The following is an 18,166-nucleotide window of genomic DNA, read 5'->3' as shown; positions in this document are numbered from 1 at the left end:
CGCCGATCCTTCAGCCGCCGCTCTTCTTGTCGGCGGCGCCGGGCGGCTCGCTCGGTGCGGGCGCGCCCTTGGGCAGCTCCGGATTGGCCCCAGGCTCCGGCGGGTTCTCCGCGGTGGCGGCGGGCTTGTCGAGCTCCGGCATTCCATCCTTGAGCTTGGCGTTGATCTTCTCGAGGTCCTCGGGCTCCGGGTTCAGGTCCTTGGCGTGCTGCCACTGGAACTTGCCCTCGAGCCGGCGGCCGGCCCGCCAATAGGCGTCGCCGAGATGGTCGTTGATCGTCGGATCGCCGGGCTTGAGCTCGATCGCCTTCTCGAGTTCGCGCACGGCGTCGTCCCAGCGGCCGAGGCGGAAATAGGCCCAGCCGAGGCTGTCGATGATCATGCCGTCGCGCGGAGCCGCGTCGACGGCTTGCTTCAACATGGTGAAGGCTTCGTCGATGTTGATGTTCTGGTCGACCCAGGAATAGGCGAGATAGTTGAGCACCTGCGCGCGGGCGCCGAGCTGGCTTGCGGGGACGAGTTCGAGGGCCTTCTTCAGATCGGCCTCGGCCTTCGGCCATTGCTTGGCGCGCTCGTAGGCGGTGCCGCGGAAGTAGAAGGTGGTCCAGTAATTCGCTGCCGGCTGATTGCCGATCAGGCCAATGGCCCGGCTGTAGGTGGCCGCCGCCTCCTCGTACTTCTTGCGAGAGCGCTGGACGTTTCCCAGCGCAGTGATGACGTCGATGTTGTCCGGATGCGCTTTCATCGCCGCGTCGAGGTGCTGGATCGCCTCATCGCCCTTGCCCATCTGCTCCAGGTTGAGCCCGATCTGGATGTCGGCGTTGAGCTTCAGCGGCGACGAGGCCGGAATTTGGGAATAGGCCTCGTTGGCGCGCTCCGGCTGCTTCATCCGGTCGAGGATGTCGGCCAGCGTCAGGCGGGCGAGCCCGTGCTCCGGCGCGAGATAGAGGGCGAGCCGCAGGTAGACCACGGCCGGAAGCTCATCCCCTTGCGTCGAGCCGGCCGAGCCAAGGCCGTAGAGCACCTCTCCGGCCCCCTCCTGGGCGGTGTTGATGAGGCGGGGAAGAGGCTTGCCCGCCTTGAGCCGGTCGAGGGCGTCGCGCACCACGGGGTGGCGCGGCAGCAGCCGGTCGAACTCGGTGTAGGCCTGGATGGCAAGGTCGGTGCGGCCGGCTCCGGCTTCCATCCTCGCGTAGGCGTCGACGATGCGAAGGGTGTTGCGGTCGGCGTCGTAGGCGGCCTTCAGCCGGCGCTCGGCCTCCGCATTGTCGCCGATCAGCTGGGCGATGAGGCCGGCGTGGAAATCCCGGAAGGTGTTGTAGTAGCGCTCGCCTTTGAGCTTGGCCACGGTCTCCATGGCGCGCTTGCCGTCATTGGCGCCGGCATAGGCCCAGGCGGTGAGCAGGGTCGCGGTGAGGTCGGCCGCCGCCCCCCGGCCGCTGCGCGCGAAGTTCTGCCGCGCCTGGTTGAACTGTCCGGCCTTGATCTGGCGCACGCCCAGCGAGAGCTGGGCGAGGTTGTTGGTCCCATCGCGGGCTGTGAGACGCTCGGCGGCGCGGAAGGCGTCGTTAAGGGCACCGTCGGCGAGCAGCGAGACGAAGGCCCGCTCCAGGAGCTCGGCGTTGCGCGGGTCGGCCTTCACGGCCTCGCGGTAGAAGCTCGCCGCGGCGGCGGTGTCGCGCGCGGCACCGGCGATGTAGGCCGAGAGGAAGTTGCCCTCCAGCGACTCCGCCGGTTCGTATTCCGAGACAGGGCTCGATTCCCGCGGCTGCGCGGCGAGCGCGGAGCAGGACGCGGCAAGGCAGAGGAAGACGGCCGAGAGGGTCCGGCGGGTCGCAGCGGCGTTACCGTTCATGGGCACCCGAGAGGTTCATGGCGCGCCGGCTCGCAAACGCCGGCGACAAATCGGCGGGACACTGAACGCTTCCCGCCATGCCCGCAAGGCGAAAGCAAGGCCGGCGCCCCCTCACATGTTCGGGTAGTTCGGCCCGCCGGGACCCTCCGGTGTCACCCAGTTGATGTTCTGGTTGGGGTCCTTGATATCGCAGGTCTTGCAGTGAACGCAGTTCTGCGCGTTGATCTGGTAGCGGACCCCGCCTGAGGCGGCTGCGTCCTCGACCCATTCATACACGCCGGCCGGGCAGTAGCGGGCGGAGAGCCCACCATAGACGTCGTGCTCGGAGGCCTTCTGGAGCCCCATGTCGCGCACGTTCAGGTGCGGCGGCTGGTCCTCCTCGTGGTTGGTGTTCGAGAGGTAGACGGAGGAGAGCCGGTCGAAGGTGAGCTTGCCGTCGGGCTTCGGGTAGACGATCGGCGTCACCTCGGCGAGCGGCTTGGTGCAGAGATGGTCCGGCTTGCCGTGCTTGAGCGTACCGAAGGGTGAGGCGTTCAGGATCGTGTTCGCCCACATGTCGATGCCCCCTAGGCCCACGCCGACGAGGGTGCCGTATCGCGACCACAGCGGCTTGACGTTGCGCACCGTCTTGAGGTCGCGCCCGATCGGGCTGTCGCGCCAGCCGTTCTCGTAATCTACGAGCTCGTCGCCCTGCCGGCCTGCCGCAAGCGCTGCAGCGATGGCCTCGGCCGCCTGCATGCCGGAGAGTACCGCGTTGTGCGAGCCCTTGATGCGCGGGACGTTCACGAAGCCGGCGGAGTCGCCGACGAGGCAGCCGCCGGGGAAGACGAGCTTGGGCACCGATTGCCAGCCGCCCTCCATGATGGCGCGCGCGCCGTAGCCGATGCGCTTTCCGCCCTCGAAGACCTCGCGGATCATCGGGTGCGTCTTGAAGCGCTGGAACTCCTCGAACGGCGACAGGGTCGGGTTCTCGTAGTTCAGGTGCGTGACGAAGCCGACCGAGAGCAGGTGGTCGTCGAAATGGTAGAGCCAGGAGCCGCCGCCGGCCTTGTTCGGCAGAGGCCAGCCCATCGTGTGCTGCACGAGGCCGGGCTCGAACTTGCCGGGTGCGAGCTGCCACAGCTCCTTGACGCCGATCCCGTACTTCTGGTGGTCGCTGTTGGCATTGAGCCCAAACCGGTCGATCAGCCCCTTGGTCAGCGAGCCGCGGGCGCCCTCGCCGAACACCGTGTACTTGCCGCGCAGCTCCATGCCGCGGGTGTAGTCGTCGCGCGGCTCGCCGGACTTGGCAATGCCGAGGTCGCCGGTGGCGATGCCGACCACCGCCCCGCGCTCGTCGTAGAGGACCTCCGCGGCCGGGAAGCCCGGGTAGATCTCGACGCCGATCTCCTCGGCCTTGCGCCCCAGGAACTTCGTCACGTTCGAGAGCGAGCCGACGAAATTGCCGTGGTTCGACATGAACTTGGGGAAGGCGAAGTTCGGCAGGCCGACGCCGCTGTTCTTGGTCAGGAACATGAACTCGTCGCGCTCGACCGGGGTCTTGAGCGGCCGGTCCGGGTCGTCGCGCCATTCCGGCACGAGGCTGTCGAGGCCCAGCGGATCGATGACGGCCCCGGAAAGGATGTGCGCGCCGACCTCGGAGCCCTTCTCGACGACGACGACGGCGATCTCGTTGCCGGTCTCGGCGGCGAGCTGCTTGAGGCGGATGGCGGCGGCGAGCCCGGCGGGCCCGGCGCCCACGATCACCACGTCGAAATCCATCGCCTCGCGTTCGGGCAGCGCCATCCTCACGTCCTCCTTGCGGGCCGGCTGCGGCCCTTCGCTCATGCGTTGCGCTCACTCTCAACCCATTCCAAGCTGTGAAGGCAACCCGGCGGGTGCGCGGAAAACCGCCGAGTCGTCGCGCTCGCGTAGGGAAAACGGCGCCCGGATTGCGCCCGCGCGCCGCAGCGCGACCGGTTGTCCACAGGCCTGCGAGACTCCACATATCTCTGATGAGTCAGCGCAACGACACGCAGGCCGACTTGATCTCCTACCTCGACTTTCACGTCGAGGCCGGCGTCGATCTGGGCCTCGACGAGCACCCCCACGACCGCTTCAACGAGGCCGAGGCGCCCGCAGCAGTGCCGAAAGTCCCTCCCAAAGCACCTGCCGTCGCCAGAGCTACTCCAGCGGTGAGCGCGCCTGCCCCGGCTGCGCCGCCGCGCACCTTCGGCCGGTCGGCCGCGGCCAAGCCCGGCGAGGCCGCGGGCGATGCCCGCGCGCAGGCCCGGAACGCCCAATCGCTGGAGGAGCTCGAGGCGCTGCTCGCCGGCTTCGACGGCTGCCCGCTCAAGTTCACGGCCAAGAACCTCGTCTTCGCCGACGGTAACCCGGCCTCGAAGCTGATGTTCGTGGGCGAAGCGCCGGGTGCCGACGAGGACCGGGTCGGAAAGCCTTTCATGGGTCGCTCGGGCCAGCTCCTCGACCGGATGATGGCAGCAATCGGCCTCGACCGGACCAACGCCTACGTCACCAACATCGTCCCGTGGCGTCCGCCGGGGAACCGCAACCCGACGCCCCAGGAGGTCGCGATCTGCCGCCCCTTCATCGAGCGCCAGATCGAGCTCGCCGATCCCGACCTCATCGTCTGCCTCGGCAGCCCGGCTACCCAGACGCTGACGGGCACCAAGGACGGCATCCTGAAGGCGCGCGGCCGCTTCTATCCCTACCGCGTCGGCGACCGCGAGATCCGGGCGCTCGCCACGCTTCACCCGGCCTATCTCCTGCGCCAACCCGTCCAGAAGCGGCTGGCCTGGCGGGATTTCCGGACCCTGCGCGCGGCCCTCGACGGCAAGGCCTGAGACGGCTTAAGGGCTTCCAAGCGGAACCGTAGCGGACGGCACGCGATTACTTTCACCGCTGCCCGTCGAGGGGCGGCGTTCAAGAGGTAGCCGGACCATGCGCTGGGAAGATTTTCGCGCCTCCGACAACGTCGAGGATCGTCGCGGCGAGGGCGGCGGAGGCGGCTTCCCGGGCGGTGGCGCTGGCGGGCTCGGCATCGGCACCATCGTCATCCTCTGCATCATCGGCTGGGTCACCGGCATCAACCCGGCTGTCCTGATCGGCGGCGCCGAACAGATGATGGGCGGCGGCCGGGCGCCGCAGGAGCAGGTCGATCCGCAGACGCAGGAGCGCCGACGCACCAAGCCGACCGACGAGAGCGGGCGCTTCGCCGCCTCGATCCTCGGCAACACCGAAGACGTCTGGAAGGATCTGTTCCCCAATCAGGTCGGCCGCGAGTATCGGCCCACCGGCATGGTCCTCTACCAGGGCGGCACCCGCAGCGGCTGCGGCTCGGCCCAGGCGGCGATGGGGCCGTTCTACTGCCCACTCGACAAGAAGGTCTATCTCGACACCTCCTTCTTCAAGGAAATGGAAACGAAGTTCGGCGTGAAGGGTGATTTCGCCTACGCCTACGTCATCGCCCACGAGGTCGGCCATCACGTCCAGAACGAGCTCGGCATCCTAGGCAAGGTCCAGGGACGCCAGCAGGCTTCGAGCAAGGTCGAGTCCAACCAGCTCTCGGTGCGCGTCGAGCTGATGGCCGATTGCCTCGCGGGCGTCTGGGCCAAGAACTCGAACGACCGCTTCAATTCGCTTGAGACAGGCGACATCGAGGAGGCCATGCAGGCGGCGAGCGCGATCGGCGACGACAAGCTCCAGAAGCAGTCGCAGGGCTACGCGGTGCCAGACAGCTTCACGCATGGCTCGTCCGAGCAGCGCATGCGCTGGTTCATGACGGGCTATCGCAGCGGCCAGACGAAATCCTGCGACACCTTCCGCGCGGCGCGGAACTGAACCCGGCGATGACGCAGGGCGCCCATGCGGCGATGCTTGCCGGCGCGCCCTACAAGGGCAACGATCCCGCACTCGTCGCGATGCGGGACCGAGCGAAGGGCCTGCTGCGCCGCCTCGATTGGGTGGAGCCGGAGGACCTCACGGGCCGCCGCGCGGTGATCCAGGCGCTGTTCGGCAGCGTCGGTCGCGAGCCGACCATCTGCCCCGGCTTCGCCTGCGATTATGGCACGCAGATCAGCGTCGGCAACGACCTCTTCGTGAACTTCAACTGCGTCTTTCTCGACTGCGCGCCGATCACCATCGGCCACGCCGCCCAGATCGCCCCTTGCGTCCAGCTCTATACCGCCGAGCATCCCCTCGACCCCGAGGCGCGCCGGGCCGGCTGGGAGAGCGCCCGGCCGATCCGGATCGGCGACAACGTCTGGATCGGCGGCGGCGCGATCGTGCTGCCGGGGGTCACCATCGGCGACGACGCCATCATCGGCGCGGGCTCCGTCGTGACCCGGGACGTGCCGGCCGGCGCCGTCGTAGTCGGCAATCCGGCGCGGCAGGTGCGGCGGGATCAGGCCGCCAGGATCGTCTGATTGCCGGGCTCCGACATCTCCCGTGAGACCAGGGCCACCGCGTCCCTCAGGGTGGAGAGCCCCGCCTCCGCCCCGACGCCCGCCGTCGAGAGGTGCCGCCGATAGGCCCGCGCCCCCGGCCTGCCGTTGAACAGCCCCATCATGTGTCGGGTGATCGCGTGGAGGCGGACGCCCTCCTCCAGGTAAGCGGCAACGATGGGCGCGAAGGCCTCGACCGCCGCGAAGGGATCGCTCACCGGCGCGGGCTCGCCGAACAGTTCCGGGTCGACGGCGATGAGGAGCGCGGGGTCGCCGTAGGCCGCCCGGCCGAGCATGACGCCGTCGACGGCCTCGAGCTGCGCCCTCGCCTGCGCGATCGTGGCGATGCCGCCGTTGATCGCGATCGCTAGATCGGGCCGGCTCCGCTTGAGCCGTGCCACTCGCCCGTAATCGAGGGGCGGCACGTCCCGGTTCTCCTTCGGGGACAGGCCCTTGAGCCAGGCCTTGCGGGCATGGACGGTGAGCCCGTCGACCCCGGCCGCGACGACGGACGCCGCCAGCGCGTCGAGGGCCTCCTCCGGGTCCTGCTCGTCGACCCCGATGCGGCACTTCACGGTGATGGGGACCGAAGCCGCAGCTTTCATCGCCGCCACGCATTCACCGACGAGGGAGGGCTCGCGCATCAGGCAGGCGCCGAAGCGGCCGTCCTGCACGCGATCCGAGGGGCAGCCGACATTGAGGTCGACGGCGTCGTAGCCGAAATCCTGCCCGATCCGCGCGGCTTGCGCGAGTTCGGCCGGGTCCGAGCCGCCGACCTGCAGGGTCACTGGATGCTCGGCCGGCGAGAAGCCGAGGAGCTTCTCCCGCAGCCCGTGCAGGATCGCCCCCGTGGTCACCATCTCGGTGTAGAGCCGGGCCCGCCGCGACAGGATGCGATGGAACGACCGGCAGTAGCGGTCGGTCCAGTCCATCATCGGCGCCACGGAGAAGCGGAGATCGAGGGGCGTCATCTCCGGCGAGATAGCCTCGGCCTCGGGGCGCTTCAACGCCGGCTCAGTGATCGTGCTTGCAATTCGGCCCGTGCACATGGGGGTGTACGTGGGGGTGCTCGTGGCCGTGATGGTCATGATCTTTGTGCCCGTGCGCATGATCATGATCATGATCATGGGCCGCGTGATGATCATGGCCGCACTGGCTGTGATCGTGGGCGGCACGCTCGGGCTTGAAGGCCCGAGTCACCGGCGTCGCGGCGCAGCCCTGGCCGCGCACGAGCTCGGCCACCGCCGGGCTGTCGGGCACGTAGAGCACGTCCGCCCCGATCTCGGCCGGGACATGGCTGCCGCCGAGCTGCCAGGCGAGGCGCATGAGGCGGGCGGGGCTGCCGGCCCGTACCTCGAGGAGCGGCTCGGCCGCGGCGCGGATCGCCACGAGGCGCCCGTCGGTGAGGCGAACGGCGTCCCCATCCTCCAGCGCGGCGGCCTTCGGCAGGGCGAGGGTGAAGCTGAGCCCCCCCTCGGCGGTGAGGTCGGCCCGGTCGACCTCCCGGGCAGCGTGGTCGAGCGTGACGGTGTCGACGACGGCGTCCTGGCGGACCGCCGGCTTGCGGACGATGGTGGTGGCACTCAGCATAGTGTCCTCGGGCGGGATGTCGTTTGCGCGCATCACTAGAGGGTTTTTCGTGCCGACGGAAAGCTTGGCCGGAAGGAAATGGTTCAGCCGGGCCTTCAAAGGCCATAATGGCTCAGCTGACGTCAGGGCTGGACCTCGGCACGAAGCCGGGCCGGTCGCACAAGGGAGTGCCGCAACCATGAAGAAGCTCATCGCCGCCATGCTGGCCGGGACGCTCGCGCTCTCGGTAGGCGCCTGCAACACGCCCGAGGATCGTGCCCTGGGCGGCGCCGGCCTCGGGGCGCTGGCCGGTGCCGCGATTGGCGGTGCCGCGACCGGCCGGGCCGGCGGCGCGCTGGCCGGTGCGGCCGTGGGTGCCGCGGGCGGTGCGATAGTCGGCGCGTCGACTGCACCGCGCTGCCCCTACGGCACCTACCGCGACGCCTACGGCGACATCTACTGCCGCTGAATCATCTCGCAGGGCGGGACTTCGAAGGGCCGGGGCGTCTCGCTCCGGCCCTTCTGCGTGCGCGACCCCTTCTGCGTGCGCGACAGGCGCTCGCGACAGGATTCCCCCTGCCCTATCAGCCTGCGGCCGTTATAGAAGTGGGCTGGTCCCGACACAGAGTTCCGCAGACGACCTTGCCCGCCTCCGCCTCGTCCCCCGCCTCCCAGACCTCTCTGCCCCGGGGCCCGCGGCCATGAGCCTTGGCATCTGGGGCAAGCTCGGCGGCGTCGGGCTCGGCCTCGCGATCGGGGGGCCGCTCGGCGCGCTGGCCGGCGGGGTCGCCGGCCATCTGCTGGTCGACCGGGACGGTGCGCCCTTCGGTCCGACCCCGCGCGACGTCGTCTTCACCACGGGTCTGGTGGCGCTCGCCGCCAAGATGGCGAAGTCCGACGGCGTCGTTCACCCGTCCGAGGTCGAGGCCTTCGGCGAGGTGGTGCAGGTCGATCCCGCGGCGCGAAGCGGCGTCGAGCGGCTGTTCGACCTCGCCAAGAAGACCACGAGCGGCTTCGAGGCCTATGCGCGACAGATCGCCGGCGCGTTCCAGGACGAGCCGGCGCTGCTCGAGGACGTGCTTGACGGACTGTTCCACATCGCCAAGGCGGACGGCGCCCTCCACGAGAAGGAGGAGCGCTACCTGCGGGGCGTGGCCGAGTGCTTCGGCTTCGACGAGGCTGCCTTCCGGCGCATCGCAGCCCGCCACGTCGCCCTGTCCGACGATCCCTACCTCGTGCTCGGCCTGGAGCCCGCCGTCACCGACGCCGACCTGAAGGCGCGGCACCGCGCGCTCGTCATGGAGAGCCATCCCGACCGCGCCATCGCCCGCGGCCTGCCCCCGGAAGCCGTGGCGATCACGACGCGCCGGCTCGCGGCCATCAATGCCGCCTACGACCGCATCCTGGCCGAGCGGGGGGCGCGGTGAGCGGGTTGGAGCCGGAGAGCCCGGTCGCGCGCGGCGTCGTGCCCTCGCCCAATCACGGCGAGCGCCTCGGCGGCCCGCCCGACATGCTGGTCCTGCACTACACCGGGATGGAGACGGCCGCCCTCGCGCTGCAGCGCCTCGCCAACCCGGTCGCCGAGGTCTCGGCCCATTACTTCGTGTTCGAGGACGGGCGCGTCGTGCAGATGGTGCCGGAGGGGCGCCGGGCCTGGCATGCGGGCCGCGCGGCCTGGGGATCGGAGAACGACATCAACTCGCGTTCGCTCGGCATCGAGATCGCCCATCCCGGTCATGCCGGCGGCCTGCCGCCCTATCCCGAGGCGCAGATCGAGGCCGTGATCGCGCTCGCCCGCGATCTCGTCGGGCGCTGGTCGATCCCGCCCGCGCGGGTGCTCGCCCATTCCGACGTGGCGCCGGAGCGCAAGGAGGACCCGGGCGAGGTATTTCCCTGGGACAGGCTGGCCCGGGCGGGCATCGGCCATCACGTTCCCCCTGCGCCGATCCGCGACGGACGCTTCTTCGCGCAGGGCGATGCCGGCCAGCCGATCGAGGCGCTGCAGGCGATGCTCGCGCTCTACGGCTACGACCAGCCCGTGACGGGCCGGTTCGACGAGCGCACCCGGGCGGTGGTCACCGCCTTCCAGCGCCATTTCCGCCAGGCCCGCGTCGACGGCGTCGCCGATGCCTCGACCATCACCACCTTGCGCGACCTGATCGCGTCGCGGCCGGGACCTGGGCCCGGCGCGTGAGCGACCCTGACATCGCAATCATCGGCGGCGGGCCGGCGGGACTTGCGGCGGCGGAGGTGCTGGTCGGGGCCGGGCTTGCCGTGACGATCTACGAGCGGATGCCGTCGCTGGGCCGCAAGTTCCTGATGGCGGGCCGCGGCGGCCTGAACCTGACCCACAGCGAGCCGTTGCCGGCCTTCCAGGCCCGCTACCATCCGGCCGAGGCGCGGCTCGCGGGCGCGGTCGAGGCCTTCCCGCCCGACGCCCTGCGGGCCTGGTGCGAGGCGCTCGGCGAGCCGAGCTTCGTCGGGTCGAGCGGCCGGGTCTTTCCCAAGAGCTTCAAGGCCTCGCCCCTGCTGCGAGCTTGGCTCACCCGGCTCGACGGACTCGGCGTGCGCGTCCGGACCCGACACCGCTTCGTCGGCTGGGACGAGGAGCGCCCCGCCTTCGAGACGCCGGCGGGCCGGATCAGCGTGCCGGCGCGCGCGACGCTGCTGGCCCTCGGTGGCGCCAGCTGGTCGCGGCTCGGCTCGGACGGGGCCTGGGTGCCGCTCCTGCGCGAGGCGGGCGTGCCGGTCTCGCCCCTCGCGCCGGCCAATGGCGGCTTCGCAATGGCTTGGTCGGACTTCTTCCGCGCGCGCTTCGCCGGCGCGCCGCTCAAGCGCATCGCCCTGACGATCGGCGACACCCGGGTGCGGGGCGAGGCGGTCGTCACCGGCGAGGGGATCGAGGGCGGGGCGATCTACGCCGCCTCGCGCCTCATCCGGGAGGCGATGGCAGCGCGGGGCGAGGCCGTGATCGCGCTGGACCTGCGGCCGGACCTGACGGAGGCGGCGCTGGCCGGCCGCCTCGCGGCCGCGCGACCGGGCCAGTCGCAGGCCGAGACCCTGCGCAAGCAGGCCGGTTTGTCGCCCGTCATGGTCAGCCTGCTGCGGGAATCCGCCGGGCGCACCCTGCCCTCCGCCGCACCGGACCTCGCGGCCCTGATCAAGGCCGCGCCCCTGCGGATTAATGGGACCGGCTCGATCGAGCGGGCGATCTCGACGGCCGGAGGCGTCGCCTTCGCGGGCCTCGACGCGCGATTCATGCTGCGGGCCCGGCCCGGCACCTTCGTCGCCGGCGAGATGCTGGATTGGGAAGCCCCGACCGGCGGCTACCTGCTCCAGGCCGCCTTCGCGACGGGACGGGCCGCGGCGGAGGGGATGATGGCGTGGCTGCAGGCGGATGCGGAACAGACCTCGTCTGATCGGCGCGGGGCCGCCGCCCTCTCGGGAACGCCCGTGTAGTCGGCCGAACCCGATCCGGGGAAGGAGGTCGGGGGTCGAGTGGGTCGATCGGAGCTGCGAACCCTCACAACCGCGCGCAGATGCCCACCATGCCCTGGCTGTCGGCGGGGCAGGCGGCGTTCGCGCCGTTGCTGCCCTGGCGGAAGGTCGGGCTGCGCGCCCGGAGGCAATAGGCCGAGACCAGGACCTCCCCGCCCTCGCAGGTGACCTCGCACCCGCTCGTAGGGCAGTTCTCCGCCCGGATCACGCGCAGGGGCGATCCTGCGCCGGGGGAGCTCGCAAGCCCGGCCGCGCCGGCCTCGCCGCGCCCGCCCGCCAGACCCGCCTCGCCCTTCGGACCGGGAGGCCCCTGCGGCCCGGTCTCGCCCTTCGGCCCCGGTTCCCCCGGCTCACCCTTGGGACCGGCTTCGCCGCGCAATCCCGCCTCCCCCTTCGGGCCCGGACCGCCCTGGGGGCCTTGGTCGCCCTTCAAACCCGGATCGCCCTTGAGACCCTGATCGCCCTTGAGACCCTGATCGCCCTTGGGACCCGGCAAGCCGGCCATCCCGGCAGGGCCGGGCTCGCCCTTCGGTCCCGGCGGTCCCTCGGGAGCGCAATTGGCGATCACCGCCTCGCGCTCGTCCTCCTCGACCTTCAGGGTCGCCACGCAGCTCGTCGGCCTGTGCGGCAGGCGGAAGCTGAAGCGGCCGCCCTTGTCCGCCATGACCGAGATGTCGTCGTCGAGCACCACGACGGCGCCGCCCTTGCGCACGGTGCCCGAGATCCGCAGGTCGCCGGCCTCGATCCGCGCCTCGTTGACCGTGATCGGCTGGGCGGGGACCTGCGGGCGCTTCTTCGCCGGCTTCGGCGCTGCCCTGGCCGGGGGCTCGGGAGCCGGCATGCCCTGCTCGACCGTCTGCGCGGAAACCCCTGAAGCCAGGGAGGCGAGGGCAAAGCTCGCCAGGGCCAGAGCGAGGCGATCGAGACGCATGAACCTTCCCCCGGACCAGCCCGCGTCTTGAGCGCGGGCGGCGGAGATTGGCGTCGAGGCCGCGTCGCGGTCAAGCCTGACTCGGTCGCCGCGCCCACGTCCGATCGCGGCGGCATCCACACCCGTCCACAGCTCTCCACAGGGCAAAGGCCTGAATATAATCATGAAACTTCGGACCTCCTGAAATCGATTGAGTCTGTTCTTGTTTTGTTCTTACGCTGAGGCATCCACCAGGCAGGCGGATACGAGGGTGAATCAGCGATGCGATCCGAGGATGTCGTGCATGCGGGGGCGGGTCGGGAGGAGGCGCTCGTCGCCCTGCGCGCCCGGCTCCAGGCGCCGGCCCTGAACTCCGTCGCCGGCGCGCTTCCGTTCGGCATCGCCGATCTCGACGAAAGGCTGCCCACCCGAGGGCTGGCACTTGGCAGCCTGCACGAGATCGCGCCGGGAGCGGAGGGGGCCGAGGCCGCGGCTTTAGGCTTCACCCTGGCCCTCGTCGCCCGCCACCTCGCGGCGAAGCCGGGCGAGGCCCTGCTGGTGGTCGCGCGCGGACACCCGATTCCCTACGGCCACGGGCTCGCGGATCTCGGCCTCGATCCAGGCCGGCTCCTGCTCTTCGAGGTCGAGACCGACACGGAGGTCTACCGCGCCGTCGAGGAGGCTCTGCGGGCGGACGGCCTCGCGGCCGTCGCCGGCCTCGTCGATGCCGGCCTGCCGCTGAAGCAGGGCCGGCGGCTCACCCTCGCGGCCGAGCGGACGAACCCGCTCCTGCTCATCCTGCGGCCGCCAGGACTGGACGAGGCGAACGGGGCGGCGACGCGCTGGCGGATCGAGGCCGCGGAAGCCGCACGCGATCGCTTCGGCGCCCTGACGCGCCCGCGCTGGCGGGTGCGGCTCGACCGCTGCCGCAACGGGCGCAACGGGGATTGGCTTCTGGAATGGGATAATGCCGCGCATCGTTTCGATCTGGCTAAAACATTGGCCCGTCACGCGCCTGCGGCGCGCGCGGGGCATGGCTGAGGATGGAGGCCCCTGCGTCGTCGCGGCCGTGGGACAGGGCGGCCTGTGCCTCATCGCGGTCGACGCGCAGGCTCACGCGCTCGGCCTGCGGCCCGGCGAGCCCCTGGCGCGGGCCCGCGCCCGGATCGGCACCGGCATCGCAGTGTACCCCGCTGATCCGGAGGCCGACGCGGCCGCCCTCGAACGGCTCTGCGTCTGGGCGCGGCGCTACACGCCGACGGTCGCCCCTTTCGGTGCCGCCGAGGGCGGCGACGGCCTCTTCCTCAACATCGCCGGTGCGAGCCATCTCTTCGGCGGCGAGGCGGGACTGATCGCGGACCTTGCGGAGAGGCTCGCGAAGAACGCCCTCCCCGCCCGGCTGGCGCTGGCCGACACCCCCGGCTGCGCCTTCGCGCTCGCCCGCTACGGCGGCGCGCGCAGCCGAGCCCCGATCGTGCCGCCGGGCGGAAACGCGGCGGTCCTGCGCGACCTGCCGGTCACGGCCCTGCGCCTTGAGCCCGGCATCGCGGCGTCGTTGCGACGCCTTGGCCTGCGCCGGATCGGGGCGCTTGCCGAGGCGCCTCGTGCGCCGCTCGCCCGGCGCTTCGGCCAGGACCTGCTCACCCGCCTCGACCAGGCCCTGGGGCACCGGCCCGAGCCGCTTCTCGCCCTCGGAGAGGCCCCGAGCTTCCGCGCGACGCGGGGCTTCCTCGACCCGATCGGGCACCAGGACGTCATCGTCGCCGTCGTACGGGACCTCATGGGCGAGGTGGCGCCCCGGCTCGAGGCGGCCGGCCTCGGCGCGCGCGCCCTGCGGCTCACCCTGCATCGTGTCGACGGCCATGCCAGCACCCTCGACTTGGGCCTCTCCGATCCGACCCGGTGCCCCGCCCAGGTCGGGCGCCTGCTCGACCTCAGGCTCGATCGGCTCGGACGGGAACTCGACGCCGGCTTCGGCTTCGAGACCCTGCGACTCGACGTGACGGCGACGGGGCCGATCCGCCCGATCCAGGTGCGCCTGGTCGGGGGCGCATCGGCGGGACAGGGGATCGGCCGCCTCGCCGACGCCCTGCGCCAGCGCCTCGGTCGCCGCCTCGGCCGGCCCGAATTCCGCGAGAGCCACATCCCGGAGCGGGCTTCCGCGCCGCGCCGCTGGATGCCGCCCGACCGGGCCCATCCCGCGCGGAGACGGGCGGCCGAGGGACCGCCCTGTCGCCCGCTCATCCTGCTGCGCACGGGCGAGGCGGCGCAGGAGGTTTTTTCGCTCGCCCCCGACGGCCCGCCGCAGCGCTTCCGCTGGCGCCTCCGCCTGCACCGGGTCGCCCATGCCGAGGGGCCGGAGCGGATCGCCGGCGAGTGGTGGCGCGAGGATGCGCCGGTCCGCGATTATTACCGGGTCGAGGACGAGGCCGGCCGGCGCCTGTGGCTCTACCGCGAGGGGTTTCACTCAGCCAACGCGGCGGCCCGCTGGTTCGTGCACGGGCTGTTCGCGTGAGCCTGGAGACGGTCGCCTACGCCGAGCTCGGCGTCACCACGAACTTCTCCTTCCTGCGCGGCGCCTCGCATCCTCAGGAGATGGTGGCGCAGGCCGCCGAGTACGGGCTGCAGGCGATCGGCATCGCCGACCGCAACACGATGGCCGGCGTCGTGCGAGGCTACGCCGAGGCGAAGCGGCGGCTCAAGGCGCAGGAGCGATGGCTGGCCGGCGAGCCGGGCGCCGAGGCGACGGCCACGATCCGCCTCATCGCCGGCGTCCGGCTCGTGACGGAGGAGGGCTTCGAGGCGATCGCCTACCCGATGGACCGGACGGCCTACGGCCGGCTCTGCCGCCTGCTCACCGACGGCAACCGCCGCTCGGTGAAGGGGCAGTGCCGCTTCGGCTTCCCGGAACTGCTGGCGGCGGCCGAGGGCCAGATCCTCATCGCCGTGCCGCCGGAGACGCGGTTCCGGACGCTTGGCGCCGCCCGGCGCCATCCCTTCGCCGAGGCGCTCGCGAGCCTGGCGGAGGCCGCCCCGGGAAGAACCTTCCTCGCGGGCTCGCACCGCCACCGCGGCGACGAGCGGCGCCGGCTCGGGCTGCTCGCCGAACTGGGCGAGAGGCTGAGCGCGCCCCTCGTGGCGATCGCAGACGCCCTCTACCACGCCCCCGAGCGCCGGCCGCTGCAGGACGTCCTCACCTGCATCCGAGAGGGCTGCCTGCTCACCGAGGCCGGCTACCGCCTCGAAGCCAATGCCGAGCGTCACCTCAAGCCACCGGCCGAGATGGCCCGGCTCTTCGCCGACCACCCCGAGGCAGTCGCCCGCACCATCGAGATCGCGGAATCCTGCGGCTTCTGCCTCGGCGAGCTCAAATACGAGTATCCGGACGAGCCCGTCCCGCCCGGCAGGACGGCGCAGGGGCACCTCGAATATCTCACGCGCCAACGGGCCGGCCTGCGCTATCCCGACGGCATCCCCAAAGCGGTCGAAGATTCGCTCCGCGAAGAATTCGACCTCATCCGCCGGCGCGACTACGCGCGCTACTTCCTCACCATCCACGACATCGTCGAGTTCGCCCGCGATCACGGCATCCTCTGCCAGGGCCGCGGCTCGGCCGCCAACAGCGTCGTCTGCTACTGCCTCGGAATCACGGCCGTCGATCCGACCGAGATCCGGCTCCTGTTCGCCCGCTTCATCTCCGACAGCCGCGACGAGCCCCCCGACATCGACGTCGATTTCGAGCACGAGCGCCGCGAGGAGGTGATCCAGCACCTTTACGCCCGCTACGGCCGGGCGCGCGCCGCGATCTGCGCGACGGTGATCCACTACAAGCCGCGCAGCGCCATCCGCGAAGTGGGCAAGGTGCTCGGCCTAACCCCCGACATCACGGGGCTCATGGCCGACACGGTCTGGGGCTCCTGGGGTGACGGCCTGCCGGATCAGCACATCGTCCAGGCGGGGCTCGACCCGAAGAATCCTGCGATCCGTCAGGCCGTCGACCTCGCCGTGGAGTTGATCGGCTTCCCCCGCCACCTGTCGCAGCATGTCGGCGGTTTCGTGCTGACCAAGGGCCGTCTCGACGAGACCGTGCCGATCGGCAACGCGGCGATGCCCGGCCGCACCTTCCTCGAGTGGGACAAGGACGACATCGACGCGATCGGTCTCCTCAAGGTCGATGTCCTGGCGCTCGGGATGCTGACCTGCCTCAAGCGCGGCCTCGAATTCCTGCAGCGCGACCACGGCAGGGGCGAACTCGTCGGCCTCGCCGAGATCCCGCGCGAGGATCCTGCCGTCTACGCGATGCTGTCGAAGGCAGACTCGGTCGGCGTGTTCCAGGTCGAGAGCCGGGCGCAGATGTCGATGCTGCCGCGGCTGAAGCCGAAGGAGTTCTACGACCTCGTCGTGCAGGTTGCGATCGTACGGCCCGGCCCGATCCAGGGCGACATGGTCCATCCCTACCTGCGCCGGCGCGATAAACTGGAGGAGGTCGTCTATCCCTCCCCTTCCCCGGAACACGGCCCGAAGGACGAACTCGAAGAGGTCCTGAAGCGGACCTTCGGCGTGCCGCTATTCCAGGAGCACGCCATGCAGATCGCGATCACCGCGGCCGGCTTTACTCACGCGGAGGCCGACGGCCTGCGCCGAGCCATGGCGACCTTCCGGCACAACGGCCAGATCGTGAACTTCGAGAGCAAGTTCATCGAGGGCATGACGGGGCGCGGCTACCCGCGCGATTTCGCCGAGCGCTGCTTCAACCAGATCAAGGGCTTCTCCACCTACGGCTTCCCGGAGAGCCACGCGGCGAGCTTCGCGATCCTCGTCTACGCCTCGGCCTGGATGAAGTGCCGGCATCCCGACGTCTTCCTCGCCGCACTCCTCAACTCGCAGCCCATGGGCTTCTACCAGCCGGCCCAGCTCGTTCGCGACGCCCGCGCCCACGGCGTCGAGGTGCGCGGGCCCGACGTCAATGCCAGCGACTGGGACTGCACCCTGGAGCCGCCCTCTGAGCCGCCGAAGGGCGAGCGGCGCTTCGCCGTGCGGATCGGCCTACGCCAGGTGACGGGCCTGCCCAAAACCGGGATGCAAAGGCTCGTAGCCCTGCGCGGCAACGGCTATGCCAGCATCGAAGGGCTGCAGGCGGCGCTCGCGCTGCCCCGAAACATCCTGGAGCGGCTGGCCGAGGCGGATGCCTTCCGCTCCCTGGACCTCGACCGGCGGGCCGCCCTCTGGACGGTGCGCAGCCTCGAAGGCCTCTCGGCCCGCAAGGCCGCGGCTCAAGGCGGTCTCGACCGACGCGCCCATCTCCTGGAAGCGCCCCTCCCCCTCTTCGCGTTCCACGCCGACGACGGGCTCTTCCGCGCCGAGCCGGCGGTGGACCTGCCGGTCATGGAGCATTCCGAGCATGTCGCCGAGGATTACGTCTCCACCGGCCTCTCGCTGAAGGGCCACCCGGTCGCCTTCTTCCGCGAGCGTCTCGCCCGCCTGGGTGCGATCACGGCTGCCGCGCATCACGATCCCGCCCTGCCCCAGAACGCCCGCGTCACGGTGGCGGGGCTCGTCCTGACCCGGCAGCGGCCCGGCACCGCCAAGGGCGTGGTGTTCCTGACGATCGAGGACGAGACCGGCATCGCCAACATCATCGTCTGGCGCAAGGTGTTCGAGGCCAACCGGCGCGTCGCGATGAGCGCGCGCTTCCTGGTGGTGCGCGGCCGCATCCAGCGCTCGGGCCTCGTGGTCCACCTCCTCGCGGAGCGGTTCCGCGACCTGACGCCCGATCTGCGCCTCCTGCGCGAAGGCGGCTTCAAGCCGCCGCCGGAGACAACGGATTTCGGCGCCCCGCCCGACCGGCGCGTCTATCGCAGCCGGGATTTTCATTGATCCCGTCTCCGATTG

At 71.0% G+C, this 18,166-nt stretch carries 15 protein-coding genes; 10 read left to right on the top strand and 5 right to left on the bottom strand.

The window, feature by feature from the left end; translation table 11 throughout:
* Window positions 1–10: 10 nt before the first annotated feature.
* Window positions 11–1,855 carry a tetratricopeptide repeat protein gene (locus MFF55_RS17185; RefSeq protein WP_238245317.1) on the bottom strand — a complete coding sequence of 615 codons (1,845 nt, stop codon included), beginning with the start codon at window positions 1,853–1,855 and terminating at the stop codon, window positions 11–13.
* Between the two features lie 111 nt (window positions 1,856–1,966).
* A complete protein-coding gene (locus MFF55_RS17180) occupies window positions 1,967–3,640 on the bottom strand; it encodes an electron transfer flavoprotein-ubiquinone oxidoreductase (RefSeq protein WP_238245342.1) in 1,674 nt (557 codons plus the stop codon).
* 209 nt (window positions 3,641–3,849) lie between these two features.
* On the opposite strand from MFF55_RS17180, the gene MFF55_RS17175 reads away from it, so the two are divergent.
* The 3 genes from MFF55_RS17175 to MFF55_RS17165 all read left to right on the top strand — a co-directional run bounded on the left by MFF55_RS17175 (window position 3,850) and on the right by MFF55_RS17165 (window position 6,279).
* A complete protein-coding gene (locus MFF55_RS17175) occupies window positions 3,850–4,698 on the top strand; it encodes a uracil-DNA glycosylase (RefSeq protein WP_238245316.1) in 849 nt (282 codons plus the stop codon).
* A gap of 97 nt (window positions 4,699–4,795) precedes the next feature.
* On the top strand, window positions 4,796–5,695 hold the full coding sequence (ypfJ, locus tag MFF55_RS17170; protein WP_238245315.1) for a KPN_02809 family neutral zinc metallopeptidase: 900 nt from the start codon (window positions 4,796–4,798) through the stop codon (window positions 5,693–5,695).
* 8 nt (window positions 5,696–5,703) lie between these two features.
* The gene (locus MFF55_RS17165) at window positions 5,704–6,279 is read left to right on the top strand and encodes a sugar O-acetyltransferase (RefSeq protein WP_238245314.1); all 576 of its coding nucleotides are present in this window, start codon (window positions 5,704–5,706) and stop codon (window positions 6,277–6,279) included.
* On the opposite strand, the gene dusA is transcribed toward MFF55_RS17165, so the two are convergent.
* The gene (gene dusA / locus MFF55_RS17160) at window positions 6,258–7,268 is read right to left on the bottom strand and encodes a tRNA dihydrouridine(20/20a) synthase DusA (protein ID WP_283206761.1); all 1,011 of its coding nucleotides are present in this window, start codon (window positions 7,266–7,268) and stop codon (window positions 6,258–6,260) included. The genes MFF55_RS17165 and dusA overlap by 22 nt on opposite strands.
* A gap of 43 nt (window positions 7,269–7,311) precedes the next feature.
* Window positions 7,312–7,887, bottom strand: coding sequence for an urease accessory protein UreE (locus tag MFF55_RS17155; protein WP_238245340.1), 576 nt, complete (start codon window positions 7,885–7,887; stop codon window positions 7,312–7,314).
* Window positions 7,888–8,065: 178 nt separating this feature from the next.
* Between MFF55_RS17155 and MFF55_RS17150 the strand changes: the two genes are divergently transcribed.
* From MFF55_RS17150 to MFF55_RS17135, 4 genes are all read left to right on the top strand, one after another.
* Window positions 8,066–8,335: a YMGG-like glycine zipper-containing protein gene (locus MFF55_RS17150; protein WP_238245313.1), complete on the top strand. Its 270-nt coding sequence runs from the start codon at window positions 8,066–8,068 to the stop codon at window positions 8,333–8,335.
* Window positions 8,336–8,567: 232 nt separating this feature from the next.
* Window positions 8,568–9,293 carry a J domain-containing protein gene (locus MFF55_RS17145; RefSeq protein ID WP_238245312.1) on the top strand — a complete coding sequence of 242 codons (726 nt, stop codon included), beginning with the start codon at window positions 8,568–8,570 and terminating at the stop codon, window positions 9,291–9,293.
* Between the two features lie 5 nt (window positions 9,294–9,298).
* Entirely contained in the window at window positions 9,299–10,060 is a 762-nt protein-coding gene (locus MFF55_RS17140) for an N-acetylmuramoyl-L-alanine amidase (protein WP_373874826.1), read from the top strand.
* Window positions 10,057–11,325, top strand: a complete 1,269-nt coding sequence (locus MFF55_RS17135; protein ID WP_238245310.1) for a TIGR03862 family flavoprotein — start codon at window positions 10,057–10,059, stop codon at window positions 11,323–11,325. The genes MFF55_RS17140 and MFF55_RS17135 overlap by 4 nt, the downstream gene beginning before the upstream one ends.
* A gap of 64 nt (window positions 11,326–11,389) precedes the next feature.
* On the opposite strand, the gene MFF55_RS17130 is transcribed toward MFF55_RS17135, so the two are convergent.
* On the bottom strand, window positions 11,390–12,295 hold the full coding sequence (locus MFF55_RS17130) for a collagen-like protein (protein ID WP_238245309.1): 906 nt from the start codon (window positions 12,293–12,295) through the stop codon (window positions 11,390–11,392).
* Between the two features lie 261 nt (window positions 12,296–12,556).
* Here MFF55_RS17130 and MFF55_RS17125 point away from each other — a divergent pair, with 261 nt between their 5' ends.
* From MFF55_RS17125 to MFF55_RS17115, 3 genes are read left to right on the top strand one after another with little or no spacing between them, the layout of a single operon-like run.
* Complete coding sequence (locus MFF55_RS17125; protein ID WP_238245308.1) at window positions 12,557–13,315, top strand: ImuA family protein; 759 nt, start codon at window positions 12,557–12,559, stop codon at window positions 13,313–13,315.
* Entirely contained in the window at window positions 13,308–14,789 is a 1,482-nt protein-coding gene (locus tag MFF55_RS17120) for a Y-family DNA polymerase (RefSeq protein ID WP_238245307.1), read from the top strand. Before MFF55_RS17125 ends, MFF55_RS17120 begins: the two co-directional genes overlap by 8 nt.
* Before the next feature lie 2 nt (window positions 14,790–14,791).
* The gene (locus tag MFF55_RS17115; RefSeq protein WP_238245339.1) at window positions 14,792–18,151 is read left to right on the top strand and encodes an error-prone DNA polymerase; all 3,360 of its coding nucleotides are present in this window, start codon (window positions 14,792–14,794) and stop codon (window positions 18,149–18,151) included.
* Window positions 18,152–18,166: the final 15 nt, after the last annotated feature.

The organism is Methylobacterium iners (assembly GCF_022179305.1).
Lineage (GTDB): Bacteria > Pseudomonadota > Alphaproteobacteria > Rhizobiales > Beijerinckiaceae > Methylobacterium > Methylobacterium iners.
The sequence above is the reverse complement of the archived record's forward strand: the minus strand, read 5'-3'. Positions and strand labels throughout refer to the sequence as shown.

Coding starts and splice junctions, on each gene's coding strand:
- MFF55_RS17175 (WP_238245316.1), top strand. CDS start 3,850: ATGAGTCAGCGCAACGACACGCAGGCCGACTTGATCTCCTACCTCGAC.
- MFF55_RS17165 (WP_238245314.1), top strand. CDS start 5,704: ATGACGCAGGGCGCCCATGCGGCGATGCTTGCCGGCGCGCCCTACAAG.
- MFF55_RS17180 (WP_238245342.1), bottom strand. CDS start 3,640: ATGGCGCTGCCCGAACGCGAGGCGATGGATTTCGACGTGGTGATCGTG.
- MFF55_RS17150 (WP_238245313.1), top strand. CDS start 8,066: ATGAAGAAGCTCATCGCCGCCATGCTGGCCGGGACGCTCGCGCTCTCG.
- MFF55_RS17120 (WP_238245307.1), top strand. CDS start 13,308: ATGGCTGAGGATGGAGGCCCCTGCGTCGTCGCGGCCGTGGGACAGGGC.
- MFF55_RS17125 (WP_238245308.1), top strand. CDS start 12,557: ATGCGATCCGAGGATGTCGTGCATGCGGGGGCGGGTCGGGAGGAGGCG.
- MFF55_RS17145 (WP_238245312.1), top strand. CDS start 8,568: ATGAGCCTTGGCATCTGGGGCAAGCTCGGCGGCGTCGGGCTCGGCCTC.
- MFF55_RS17130 (WP_238245309.1), bottom strand. CDS start 12,295: ATGCGTCTCGATCGCCTCGCTCTGGCCCTGGCGAGCTTTGCCCTCGCC.
- ypfJ (WP_238245315.1), top strand. CDS start 4,796: ATGCGCTGGGAAGATTTTCGCGCCTCCGACAACGTCGAGGATCGTCGC.
- MFF55_RS17185 (WP_238245317.1), bottom strand. CDS start 1,855: ATGAACGGTAACGCCGCTGCGACCCGCCGGACCCTCTCGGCCGTCTTC.
- dusA (WP_283206761.1), bottom strand. CDS start 7,268: ATGACGCCCCTCGATCTCCGCTTCTCCGTGGCGCCGATGATGGACTGG.
- MFF55_RS17155 (WP_238245340.1), bottom strand. CDS start 7,887: ATGCTGAGTGCCACCACCATCGTCCGCAAGCCGGCGGTCCGCCAGGAC.